Source organism: Bacteroidia bacterium, from assembly GCA_020852255.1.
Taxonomy (GTDB): domain Bacteria; phylum Bacteroidota; class Bacteroidia; order JADZBD01; family JADZBD01; genus JADZBD01.
Genome location: JADZBD010000025.1, coordinates 115,762 through 127,821, shown reverse-complemented (window position 1 = coordinate 127,821; position 12,060 = coordinate 115,762). Strand labels below are relative to the sequence as shown.

Annotated in this window: 12 protein-coding genes; 11 read left to right on the top strand and 1 reads right to left on the bottom strand. The window is 46.4% G+C overall.

What is annotated here, in order from left to right; translation table 11 throughout:
• The 4 genes from IT233_13965 to IT233_13950 form a co-directional block, all read left to right on the top strand.
• Positions 1-225 (top strand): hypothetical protein (locus tag IT233_13965; protein MCC7303742.1); only part of this gene is annotated, 225 nt, incomplete at its 5' end.
• Positions 222-1,181, top strand: a complete 960-nt coding sequence (locus IT233_13960) for a T9SS type A sorting domain-containing protein (protein ID MCC7303741.1) — start codon at positions 222-224, stop codon at positions 1,179-1,181. The genes IT233_13965 and IT233_13960, both read left to right, overlap by 4 nt.
• 93 nt (positions 1,182-1,274) lie before the next feature.
• The gene (locus IT233_13955; protein ID MCC7303740.1) at positions 1,275-2,135 is read left to right on the top strand and encodes a T9SS type A sorting domain-containing protein; all 861 of its coding nucleotides are present in this window, start codon (positions 1,275-1,277) and stop codon (positions 2,133-2,135) included.
• A gap of 2 nt (positions 2,136-2,137) precedes the next feature.
• Positions 2,138-2,440: a hypothetical protein gene (locus IT233_13950; protein ID MCC7303739.1), complete on the top strand. Its 303-nt coding sequence runs from the start codon at positions 2,138-2,140 to the stop codon at positions 2,438-2,440.
• 216 nt (positions 2,441-2,656) lie between these two features.
• Here the strand turns inward: IT233_13950 and IT233_13945 are convergent, their stop codons facing one another.
• On the bottom strand, positions 2,657-4,189 hold the full coding sequence (locus IT233_13945; protein MCC7303738.1) for a glycosyltransferase family 39 protein: 1,533 nt from the start codon (positions 4,187-4,189) through the stop codon (positions 2,657-2,659).
• A gap of 560 nt (positions 4,190-4,749) precedes the next feature.
• Between IT233_13945 and IT233_13940 the strand changes: the two genes are divergently transcribed.
• The 7 genes from IT233_13940 (at position 4,750) to IT233_13910 (ending at position 12,052) form a co-directional block, all read left to right on the top strand.
• Positions 4,750-6,207 (top strand): NADH-quinone oxidoreductase subunit M, encoded by a 1,458-nt coding sequence (locus IT233_13940; protein ID MCC7303737.1) that lies wholly within the window; start codon positions 4,750-4,752, stop codon positions 6,205-6,207.
• Positions 6,204-7,589, top strand: coding sequence for an NADH-quinone oxidoreductase subunit N (locus tag IT233_13935; GenBank protein ID MCC7303736.1), 1,386 nt, complete (start codon positions 6,204-6,206; stop codon positions 7,587-7,589). The genes IT233_13940 and IT233_13935 overlap by 4 nt, the downstream gene beginning before the upstream one ends.
• A gap of 28 nt (positions 7,590-7,617) precedes the next feature.
• Complete coding sequence (locus tag IT233_13930; GenBank protein MCC7303735.1) at positions 7,618-8,985, top strand: cation:dicarboxylase symporter family transporter; 1,368 nt, start codon at positions 7,618-7,620, stop codon at positions 8,983-8,985.
• A complete protein-coding gene (locus tag IT233_13925; GenBank protein MCC7303734.1) occupies positions 8,978-9,628 on the top strand; it encodes a VTT domain-containing protein in 651 nt (216 codons plus the stop codon). The genes IT233_13930 and IT233_13925 overlap by 8 nt, the downstream gene beginning before the upstream one ends.
• Positions 9,629-9,825: 197 nt before the next feature.
• Entirely contained in the window at positions 9,826-10,641 is an 816-nt protein-coding gene (locus IT233_13920) for a MotA/TolQ/ExbB proton channel family protein (protein MCC7303733.1), read from the top strand.
• Positions 10,642-10,697: 56 nt separating this feature from the next.
• Positions 10,698-11,366, top strand: coding sequence for a biopolymer transporter ExbD (locus IT233_13915; GenBank protein MCC7303732.1), 669 nt, complete (start codon positions 10,698-10,700; stop codon positions 11,364-11,366).
• Between the two features lie 8 nt (positions 11,367-11,374).
• Positions 11,375-12,052 (top strand): biopolymer transporter ExbD, encoded by a 678-nt coding sequence (locus IT233_13910; GenBank protein MCC7303731.1) that lies wholly within the window; start codon positions 11,375-11,377, stop codon positions 12,050-12,052.
• Positions 12,053-12,060 lie beyond the last annotated feature (8 nt).

Below are 12,060 nucleotides of genomic sequence, written 5' to 3'. Positions count from 1 at the left end.
TTAACAACGGCGGCGCCAGGCGCAATATCTCATTTGGATAATGGAACATTCAATATTACATTTCCATCGGTTTCCGGGTATGTTGAAATAAGCAACGTTTTTACCTGTACTGGAGAAAACGAACTGGATATCAATGAAACTCGTCTAGCTAACGAAGTATACATCTATGAGATTATTAAAAACGGAGAAGCTATCAAAAAAGACAAATTCGTGGTGGCTAAATGAGAAAAGGAACAATCATACTGTTGAGTATTTGTTTCGCATACTTGTTAGCAGGAGCACAGACCAACCTTGTGCCTAACCCTAGTTTTGAGACGATGAGTTCTTGTCCTACAGGCATCAGTCAATTGAACAACGCGATTCCTTGGTACGACCCCACGTCAACCACTTCAGATTATTTTAATCAATGTGCCACTGGTTTTGTAGATGTTCCAAATAATGTTTTTGGAACGGAGGCGGCACAAGTGGGGTTTGCCTATGCAGGCTTCTATACATTTAATGCCGCCATTCCAAACCGTAGAGAATATATTCAGGTGAAACTAAATGACACATTGGCTGCTGGGAAAAAATACCTGGTAAGCTTTTATGTTAGTTTGGCTGACACTATGAAATATGCAACGAGCAATCTTGGTGCTTTTTTTTCTCCGACACCGGTCAGCAATATGGGTCCAGGGGAGGTCCTGTCTTACCTACCACAAATTTTTAATCCTCCTAGCAATCCGTTGCTCTCAAAAAACGGCTGGAGTCAAATAACAGATACTTTATTTTCAGCTGGAGGAGAATTGTACATTACAATCGGCAATTTTCAAGACGACTCAAATTCTGATACAATATTCGTTGGCGGGAATGGATGGAACACATCGTATTATTATATCGACGACGTTTCTGTGGTTGATATTGGCTGGGTCGGGATGGACGAGGTCACTGACAAAATAAAAGCCAATCTCTTCCCTAATCCCAGCAATGGGGAAATGACACTGGAGTACTTCCTGCCGGAAAACAGCACCGGGTCATTCATCATCCGCGATGTAACGGGAAAACTAATTAGTTCCTATACTCTTCTAGCTGGGGAAAACCAGCTGGACATTCAGGAATCTAATCTTCCTAACGGAGTTTACCTCTACGAGATCCTGCAAGATGGAAAAACTGTGAAAACGGAAAAACTAGTTGTCACCAAATGAGAACGGCTATAGTATCATTCATAACACCAGTACTGTCAGCGATGCTATCCTTACCCGCTATGGGCCAAACTAATCTTGTGCCGAATCCAAGCTTTGAAGTGTATACTGCTTGGCCAGGGGGGGGAAGTGTTTCAAGCAAACCCATGGTATGACCCAACTGGTGCTACATCCGATTATTTCAATCAATGTGCCGGTGTCTCAGTCGGAGTCCCAAGTAATGCATTAGGTGTTGAACCCGCAAGAACCGGAGGTGCATACTGTGGCTTTTATACTTGGAGAGTATTGACATCCAACTACAGAGAATATATTCAGGTGAAATTAAATGACACATTAGAGTGGGGGAAAAAATATTATGTGGCATTTTACGTTAGCCATGCTGAGAATACAACTTATGCAACAAACAGAATGGGTGCCTATTTTTCTCAAACTCCGGTAAACATCACGGGCCCGGGGCTTGTTCTTTCTTATCCTCCACAAATAGAAAGCGATTCTGCTAGCCCCGTGCAAAATAATATTGGCTGGAGATTAATTGAAGATACTTTGTTTGCAATAGGAGGAGAACTGTACATTACAATTGGTAACTTTTATGCTGATTCTCTTACCGACACTCTGTTCGTTGGTGGTCCCGGAATTAGTGCTGCATATTACTATATCGACGACGTGTCAGTAACCGACATAGGATGGGTAGGTCTCGACGAAAATGCTCCAAAAATGAAATTTGATCTCTTCCCTAATCCTAATGATGGCAAGATGGTACTGAACTATTCCGTTATGAAAGATGCAGATCTTAGCATCACTGATATAACTGGAAAAGTAGTATGTACTTATGTCTTATCCTCAGAATTATCGAGCCTGAGTATAGACTGCTCAACGCTTCAAAATGGCGTATATTTGTATAGTGTAACTGCCGAAAGCGGCAAAATATTTACAGGTAAGATTCTAGTAATCAAATAGCGATGATCAATCTCAAACAGATGTTCGGAAAAATACTTCTGGGCATCTGTTTGTCATTTAATGCTACCGGACAGAACCTTGTCTATAATGGCGGTTTTGAGATCAATAATGATTGCATCAATACCTATTTAGACAATGCAGATCAGTGGAGATTGATTGGCACTCCGGACTTCTATGATACATGCATGCCAGTAATGTCGTTTTCTAATCATATTCCGGATAATTGGTGCGGCAACCAGCCTGCCAGGACTGGCAATGCGTATGGAGGAAATTCCGCTCAAATAGACCCCTACATTCCACTTTGAACAGCCATGATCAACTTGAAAAAATGCAGGGGTCAGTTTGCCCCGGAATATGGGGGTCATTTTAAGCGGAATTTCCAGGCAAGTTAGCCTGAATTGTTTCTAAAGAGGCGAGAAGCCTGTCCCGAGCCCCTGGCGAGGGAAACCTCTCAGGGTGACGAATTGCCCCTTGAGCCATTAGGTCTGGAAACCCATCTTCAAGTGTTGTCAGGCACACGGCTACTCACATAAAAACAAATTATTCTCAAGCATTACCGGATTCGCCTTCATAATATATTCCGGTAAGGTGTCTCCCGGATTAACAAATATTGCAATAGAGTGTCCCTCGGCGATTACCTTCTGTACCTGTTCTTCAGAAGGAATAAAATTATAGGCCGGCTTGTCCGTATAGAACATAGCCTCGATGTAGTGCCTGCCCTTTACGTTAAACAACACTGTATTGTTCGTCAACCTTAGGTCTTTAAAGATCTTTCGGTTGTGCATTAAACTCCAAGAATAATAATTTCCTTCCGAGTTAATCGCATAGTCTTTAAGTACCGCTGAAATATCCAATCTACTAAACACAAGGGTTAACATTCCGAAGCCCACAATAGTGGCGACTACCTTCTGTCTCCCCCCGTCCCACAATGAAATCAATTTATCTAATGTCACGGAAAGAAGCAGATAGATGGGCAGAATCAATATGATAGTAAATGCGGGCATCTTAGTTTCGGCCACCGTAAACAGCAAGTAAACTGAAATTATTACCGCCAACAGGGGCCAAAACACATTATTATTCTTCATGAAATAAAATGCGCATACTATAGACAGAACAACCAGCCCCCAGCTTAAATTGAACAGCTCATAGATGCGCTCAAAATGGTATGTCCAGGTTCCGGTGTGTCCATCCACTGCTATGAATAGATGATCGGAATGGTGTTTCATAGAACGTGCCAACTCGGCAGGGTAATGAATGAAAGCGTATAAAAGCCACGTAGAAATCAAAATCGTAGAAATTCCAAATGCTTTTAATTTCGGCACTGCGTTCCTTATCTTAGCGCCGTCTGTTTTTAGGATGTAAATAAACCACATTAAATAGACAGATAAACCAACCAACCACTTACACAACACCCCCAGACCTGCGAATAGCCCAATAAGAATTATCCATTTTGAAGACCTCCTATTGGTATATTCCAAAAACGACCAATAGCTTAAAGAAACATATCCCATGAATGCAATGTCATTATGCTCCAGCGTCAATCTTCCGGAAACGAGGCGATAGATAAATCCCGTGGTTACGAAGAGAAACAAGCCTATGTACCCGACTCTAAAATTTCCGATAATAACTCCACTTCTAAAGATTGCCATACCCGTAAAAAAGGCCAGCACTGCACTGGGAATCCGAACCGCAAACTCATTAATTCCAAAGATCTTAAAGCTCAACGCGATTTGCCACAAAAACAATGGCTCTTTATGCAACCAGATATAATACCGGTCCCACCGGTCATAAGCCATTGGCACGATAGGATTATCATACAAAGTAGGTTTCAGGGGGTGACTAAGTAGGTTTTTTGCCACCAAAGCATGGAACCTCTCATCCCAAACATTTAGAAATGGATCTAAATTTATTGCAGCAGTCAAAAGTAGCATCAACGATGAGAGTAATAAATAAAGGCTTGTCTTTTGCCATCCAAACAGAAAACAACAAACGCTTACTAACAGGAAAGAAAGCCCTGCCACGCCCGCGACAAAAGAAATATATTGAATCTCCAACTTTTCTATAATGGCGAATCTACAAAGCCTGTTACTCTAATAACGTCCGGAAAAGGCTACTTTGTTAACAGCATCCTTTTAACACAAACTTCGATATTGTTCACAACAAGGCCATACAAATAAAGACCTGCATTTAACTCTGATCCGTTAATTATTACTTTCCCTCTGCCTTGCTCGGTTATCCTGATCAAACCAGGTGCGTTTCTGTTTTATTACTGGAGGTAACATTGATAAATAATACCCCTGAATCACAAGCAAATCAGCTTTATTGGGCGAGTAGCCTGTGGTGAGTAGCAACCTTCAACAACCTGCCTGCCGAAGCGTGAGGGCTTGCAGGTCTGCTTCCCGGCCGCAGGTATGTTACTGCGGATTGCCGCTGCAAGTGCCCGGCCCCCTCACCATTCTGATACCTTTCCCCTTGAAAAACAAGATAATACGTTGATTAGTAGACGACTTTCTGTGGCCGTACTTACCCGGGCCGTACATCCAAATCCCCAAGCTTAAAAAGAAGATCCAGAGCCTTCGGTTTTATGATCTAATCCCTTACTTTTACGCCACTTATGCTATTGCTGGCGCTTCTCATTCTTCCACTGCTTTGCGGACTGCTTCTTTTGGTCTCGCCGCCCGCACAAGCCAAACGGCTCGCCTTTGTTTCTTCTCTGCTTGTGTTCTGCCTGTCGGCTGCCGCCTTTTATGTTTTTCAATCGCAGGATCCCAACGGACTGCTGGGTTGTAATCTTCCCTGGATTCGTTCCATCGGCGCAAACATCGCCCTCAACACAGATGGTATTTCTATACTACTTGTGCTGCTCACAACTTCCCTTGTGCCCTTCATCATCCTTACCTCATTCAGGCACGATTACAAAAACACAAACGTCTTCTACGCCCTTATTCTTTTCATGGAGATGGCCCTGCTGGGAGTATTTACTGCCACGGACGGTTTTCTGTTCTACATCTTCTGGGAACTTGCCCTCATCCCCATCTGGTTCATCTGCCTGCTCTGGGGCGGAAAAGACCGGGCGCGCATCACATTTAAATTTTTCGTGTACACACTCGCCGGATCACTCTTCATGCTGATCGGACTTATTTATCTCTACCGGCATACACAAGGTTCCTTCGCCATCCGGGATCTTTACGCCGCCGGCCATGCCCTCTCTTCCGGAGCACAAACATTTGTCTTCTGGTGTTTCTTCCTCGCCTTCGCCATCAAGATCCCCATTTTCCCCTTTCACACATGGCAGCCCGATACCTACACCTCTGCTCCCACCCCGGGAACCATGCTCCTCTCAGGAATAATGCTTAAAATGGGAACCTATGGTCTTTTACGCTGGCTCTTGCCTGTGGTGCCCGGCGCAGTACAGGAATGGAGCGGGCTGGTGATGACGCTTTCTGTAATCGGTATCGTTTACGCCTCCTGCATTGCCATTGTTCAAACAGATCTTAAACGCCTCATCGCCTATTCTTCCATCGCACACGTTGGACTCATTGTAGCGGGAACTTTCTCCCTGACCACGCAGGGAATCACCGGTGCGGTCATTCAAATGGTAGCACACGGGATCAATGTGGTGGGATTGTTTTTCATTTCCGACATCATTGACTCCCGCACCAAAACCAGAACCATTTCCGACCTCGGCGGCATCCGCAACGTAGCTCCTGCATTCGCTGTGCTTTACCTCATAGTGATGCTGGGAAGCGTAGCCCTCCCGCTCACCAACGGCTTTGTGGGAGAAGTGCTGCTTCTCACCGGCGTTTTCCAGTACGGGTTATGGACGGCAATCTTCGCAGGCCTTACCGTGATACTCGGCGCAGTGTACATGTTGCGCTCTTACCAGGGAATCATGCTGGGTGAAACCAATGGCATTACTTCTTCGTTTTCCGAAATCGGCGGCAACGAAAAATGGATCCTGACCATATTGGCACTGGTAATTGTACTTTTCGGCGTATTCCCCTCCCCCTTGCTGGACATCGCCTCTCCGGCCGTAGAAGTATTGTTGAACAGCACCGGATTCGCTAAATGAACGCTCTCATCATTCTTTCTTCCGTGGGTTTGCTGGCCCTGCTTGCAGAACTGGGAAAACTGCGTTCACTTATTTTTCCCCTGGTGGTACTGGGGATGCTTGCCACTATCGTGGCCTCCGTGATCGGATGGGGCAATGCTTCGCTGCCTGCCATATTCAATAATATGATCCGCTTCGACAATTACGCAGCGGCATTTACCATTCTTATCTGTTTCATGGCCATCATATGGTACGTGATGTCTAACCAATATATCCAGACCGCAACTTCCGTTTCCGATCATTTCGTACTTACCCTGTTTGCAATCACCGGCGCAGTTGTTCTGGTTTCCTTTAACAACCTCACCATGTTCTTCCTTGGTGTGGAAATTCTCTCCATTCCCGTATACGTGCTGGCGGGCAGTAAAAAAGATTCCCTGGAATCCAACGAAAGTGCCTTCAAGTATTTTCTCATGGGAGCCTTCGCCTCCGCTTTCCTTCTTTTTGGATTGGCTTTTTTGTACGGCGCCACCGGCAGTCTCGATCTCCAGACAATCAGCAATGCACTGCACACTACCTCTGTTCCACATCCCGGTTTCCTTTATGCCGGTGTACTCCTGATTGTAGCCGGACTTTCCTTTAAGGTCTCACTCGCTCCTTTCCATACCTGGGCTCCCGATGTATATACCGGAGCACCCACACCGGTTACCGCTTTTATGGCCACCATTGTGAAAACCGCTGCCTTTGCGGCTTTTTTCCGGCTGATGGCTTATTCCATGACCGGGGTGAACGACACCTGGATGAATGTGTTAATGGTGCTCTCCGCCCTCTCCCTGATCATCGGAAATGTAACCGCTGTTTACCAGCAAAGTGTGAAAAGGATGCTCGCATGGTCCGGTGTGTCACATGCCGGATTCATGGTTATGGCCATCATCGCAATGAATATAGATGCGGTTGGCGCTCTTTTCTATTACGCCGCAGCTTACGCCCTTGCTTCTTTCATTGCGTTCACGGCGCTCATCGCCACCGGATTCAACACCTTTGATCAGTTCAACGGTCTTGCGAAGAAAAGTCCGCTGCTGGCATTCTCCCTCACGGTGGGAATGCTCTCGCTTGCAGGAATTCCTCCGGTAGCCGGCTTTTTTGCCAAGTACAGCATCCTCTCCTCCCTCCTTCAGCTCAGCATGCCCTGGCATGTGCTGCTGGCAGTGGTGGGAATCCTCGGGTCGCTGGTGGGAGTGTATTACTATTTCCGCCTGATCATCTGCATGTATTACAGAGAGCCGGATTCGCAGGATGTTCAGCTTTCCGTACCACACCGGATGATCCTGCTGGTGTGTGTGGTCTTCCTTATTGCACTGGGTATATATCCTGACCTGTTGCTGGGGATAGAAATAGTAAAATAGATTTCATATCCCGCATGCGCGCATCGCCATGAATAAAGGACGCCTTTCTATTATTTATCTATTGATCGTTTCGGTCTACGGCGTACTTATGCTTGCAGAAGAAAACGGCTGGTTCGGACTTCCCCCGGCATTGCTGGTCCCTCTCCGGCTAATTGTTCTGCTTACGTTCGGTTTTTTTGTATTTAAACAAAAATCCCTGACCGCCTGGATCCTCTACAGCATGTTTCTGGGCGTTGAAGTGGGGCACGATATTCCTGACATTGCCACCCATCTGCAGGTGTGCAGTAAAATATTTTTGAAGCTAATCAAAACCATTATTGCCCCGCTTATCTTTTCCACGCTGGTAGTGGGTATTGCGGGACATTCCAACCTGAAGCAGGTCGGACGAATGGGGCTCAAGTCTATTCTCTATTTCGAAATTGTTACAACGCTCGCTCTTTTTGTCGGACTTGCCGCCATCAATCTTACGCAGGCCGGCGTTGGCGTAACCATTCCTGAAGGAACAGAGCACCGGGAAGAACTCGTGGCGGTGAAACAAACCACCCAGGAGGTGATCCTGCACATTTTTCCAGAAAACATTGCCAAGTCGATAGCAGAAGGACAAGTGCTGCAGATTGTCATTTTCAGTGTTCTGTTTGCCATCGGACTGGCGCTCGTGAATGAAGTAAAGCGAAAACCCATGCTGGATTTCTCGGAGAGTCTGGCAGAGGTGATGTTTAAGTTTACCAAAGTAGTGATGTATTTCGCGCCCGTGGGCGTAGGCGCTGCCATTGCATACACGGTAAGTCATATGGGACTGGGAATACTTGTCAACTTGTTTCAGCTCTTGTTCACGCTTTACGGAGCGCTCATCTTCTTTCTGGCATTTGTATTACTGCCGGTAGCCCTTATCATTCGCATACCGCTCCGGCGGTTCATTTCCGCCATTGCCGAACCTGTTTCCATTGCATTTGCAACCACCAGCTCAGAAGCCGCCCTTCCTAAAGCCATGGAAAACATGGAAAAATTTGGTGTTCCAAGAAAAATCGTTGCTTTTGTTTTGCCTACAGGATACAGTTTTAACCTCGACGGTACCACGCTTTATCTTTCTCTTGCCTCCGTATTTGTGGCACAGGTAGCCGGAATTGATATGTCGTGGAAAGAACAACTCATTATGGTGCTGACCCTGATGATCACCAGTAAAGGAGTGGCGGGTGTTCCGCGCGCTTCGCTGGTGATTCTGCTGGGAACCGCTGCTTCCTTCGGACTTCCTGTTTGGCCGATCTTCATTATACTCGGCATTGACGAATTGATGGATATGGCACGAACGTCCGTAAACGTGATTGGCAACTGCCTGGCCACTGTAGTAATTGCAAAATGGGAAGGAGAATTTAAAGAGTCGCCTGAAGATGCTTGAAGCGTGGGAGTTTCTCAAAGAACTGATCAACCCTGAAACCATTATTCACAAGGGAGGGCTGGTGCTCCTGTTGTTCGTTATTTTCGCAGAAACCGGACTGTTCGTAGGATTTTTTCTTCCGGGCGACTCCCTCGTATTCGTCTCCGGCCTGTTATGCGCTTCACAGCCGGAACTGCTTGGTGTTTCCATTTATGTGCTCCTGCCCTGTATGATGGCAGCGGCTATCATCGGTAATATTGCCGGCTACTGGTTCGGTTACCGGGTAGGACCACCATTATTCAAACGCGATGACTCGCTGATTTTTAAAAAGAAATACCTCGAAGTTACCCGCAGCTTTTACCAGCGACACGGGGCAAAGGCGCTGATACTCGGCCGGTTTCTTCCCATCATTCGAACCTTTGCACCCATTCTTGCGGGAGTGATCCGGGTGAATTTCGCCCGCTTCACGTTTTATAATATCAGTGGTGCCGTAGCCTGGATCGGCAGCATCGGTATTACCGGATACCTGCTGGGAGATGTGCCGGCCGTTAGAGAAAACCTGGAATACATCCTCATCTTTCTCATCATCATCACCATCATTCCGGTGATCCGAACCTACCGGAAGGAAAGAGCCGGTCAGAAAAATACTCCCCCATCCAGTTAAACAGGTCTGAGACCCAGTTATGGGATTTTCTCTGCCAGTTATAAGATGCTGATTGACGGATAGTTAAAATGACACGTACTTTGTACCGAACGCACGCTAATTCCTTAATTTTCACGTCTTAAATAGATTTAGTAAGTTTGGCGACCCTAAAAAAAGGTCAATTACAGAATCCATTAATCCTTAAAAACCAATTAATTATGAGCAACGAAAAATCATCAGGATCACTGTCGTCCATCCTGCCATTCATCGTTATTCCGGTCCTGTTCGGATTATCGGTATGGTTTTACATGTTTGTACTGGGTAGCCCGGACAATTTTGAGGGAGGAGATCCCGACAAAGGCCATCCCATCAAAGAAGGTATCGGAAGCTGGTACGGACTCGTTTACAAGGGAGGTCCTATTGTTCCCCTTCTCATAACCATTGTGCTCACCATCATTGCTTTCTCCGTTGAGCGCTTTCTCACCATTTTTAAAGCCAAAGGGCGCGGCAACGTTGAGCGCTTCATCCGCAACGTACGCAATCTCATTTCCAACGGACAGTTTGACGCCGCCATTGAAGAATGCGACCGCCAGCGCGGTTCTGTGGCCAATGTGCTCCGTTCCGGACTTGAGAAGTACAAGGCCGTAGACAAAGATTCCTCCATGGATAAAGAAGCAAAGCTGGCTGCCATTCAGAAGGAGCTGGAAGAGGCCACTGCGCTGGAGCTTCCCATGCTCTCCAAGAATATGATTATTCTTTCCACCTGTGCCACCATTTCCACGCTGGTGGCCCTGCTGGGAACCGTACTCGGTATGATCAAGGCCTTTAAGGCTCTTGCACAAGCCGGTGCTCCTGACACAGTAGCTCTTTCTACCGGTATCTCTGAGGCGCTTATTAATACGGCGCTGGGTATCGGCGGGTCGGCGATCGCCATTGTGATGTACAACTATTTCACCAACCGTATTGACTCGCTCACCTATGGTATTGATGAAGCCGGATTCTCTGTGTCTCAAACCTTTGCCGCAAAAAATTAAGCGGCAGTATGGAATTTTAATGAAAATGTCATCACTATACTAAAAGCAGGGGATCTATGCCAAAGATCAAAATGCCAAAGAACAGTCCCGAGTTGGATATGACGCCAATGGTGGATCTTGCGTTTCTGCTGGTGACCTTCTTCATGCTCACCGCCCAGTTCCGTGCGGAAGAGCCCGTGATCGTAACTATACCTTCTTCCCAGAAAAACATTCCTGTTCCGGATAAAGATGTTCTGACCGTGACCGTTGACAGTGTCGGCCGCGTGTTCTTCAACATTGATAATAAAGCAATCCGTTCTGAGTTGCTCCAGATGATGGGAAGTAAATACCAGATCACATTTACTGAAGAAGAGATCAAGCGCTTTTCACTTATGCAGTCCTTCGGTGGACCCATGACGCAGATGAAAGATATTATCAATGCTTCTGAAACGGAGCGCAGCAATATCTATGCATCCAACAAGGGCATCCCCGTTGACTCTGCCAAAGCCAGTACTAATCAGCTTAAAGACTGGATCAATTTCTCCCGCCTGGCTTCTGCCCAGTTCTATCAGAAGCAGGGATTCAGTGCACCGAAAGAATACAACCGTCTGCGCTGCGCCATCAAGGGCGACGGAAGATCAGACTACATCGCGGTGAAAGAGGTGATCGGAACATTCCAGCTGGAGGAGATCGGAATTCATAAGTTTAACCTGCTGACCAGCCTGGAAGGGCCGGCCACTAATTAATTACGGATATGTCAGATGTTCAAACAGGTGATGACGGAGGCGGAGGCGGAGGTAAACACCAGAAGCGGCGGGCAAAAAAATCCTCTACGAGGATAGACATGACCCCCATGGTGGACCTGGGTTTTCTGCTGCTGACCTTCTTCGTTCTGACCGCTACCTTCTCCAAGCCTACTACCATGGAGATAACCATGCCCATCAAGGACAAGGACGACACGGCGCACATAAAGGTGAAGAATGTGATCACCATTATGCTCGCAGACAACGACCGCATGTTCTACTACGAAGGTGTTCTTAACCCCGACGGCAGTACGCCCGTTGTAGAGACTTCCTTTGACCAGACCAAAGGCATCCGGAAGGTATTATTCGAAAAACAGAAAGGGATCATTGATCTTTTCAGGGAAATTGAAAAAGAAGTAAAGGCCATGAAAGGAAAGATCAGCGACGATTCCATTCAGAAGCTGTATGATTTCCGGAAAAATGAAATACATAAAGCCAAGTCCGGTGATGAGAAACTCAAAGGAAATCAGGCTACACTAACCGTGATCATCAAGCCCGACCCCAAAGCGAGTTATAAAAATGTGATTGATATGGTGGACGAGATGAGTATTGCGCAGATCGGCAAGTATGCGATCGTTGACATTTCCGACTCTGAAAAGGACGTATTAACTAAACTGGGAGTTAAATAAAAACTGAA

Excerpts from the sequence above, each read along its gene's own strand:
- IT233_13960 (MCC7303741.1), top strand. The coding sequence starts at position 222 with ATGAGAAAAGGAACAATCATACTGTTGAGTATTTGTTTCGCATACTTG.
- IT233_13950 (MCC7303739.1), top strand. The coding sequence starts at position 2,138 with ATGATCAATCTCAAACAGATGTTCGGAAAAATACTTCTGGGCATCTGT.
- IT233_13940 (MCC7303737.1), top strand. The coding sequence starts at position 4,750 with ATGCTATTGCTGGCGCTTCTCATTCTTCCACTGCTTTGCGGACTGCTT.
- IT233_13935 (MCC7303736.1), top strand. The coding sequence starts at position 6,204 with ATGAACGCTCTCATCATTCTTTCTTCCGTGGGTTTGCTGGCCCTGCTT.
- IT233_13930 (MCC7303735.1), top strand. The coding sequence starts at position 7,618 with ATGAATAAAGGACGCCTTTCTATTATTTATCTATTGATCGTTTCGGTC.
- IT233_13925 (MCC7303734.1), top strand. The coding sequence starts at position 8,978 with ATGCTTGAAGCGTGGGAGTTTCTCAAAGAACTGATCAACCCTGAAACC.
- IT233_13920 (MCC7303733.1), top strand. The coding sequence starts at position 9,826 with ATGAGCAACGAAAAATCATCAGGATCACTGTCGTCCATCCTGCCATTC.
- IT233_13915 (MCC7303732.1), top strand. The coding sequence starts at position 10,698 with ATGCCAAAGATCAAAATGCCAAAGAACAGTCCCGAGTTGGATATGACG.
- IT233_13910 (MCC7303731.1), top strand. The coding sequence starts at position 11,375 with ATGTCAGATGTTCAAACAGGTGATGACGGAGGCGGAGGCGGAGGTAAA.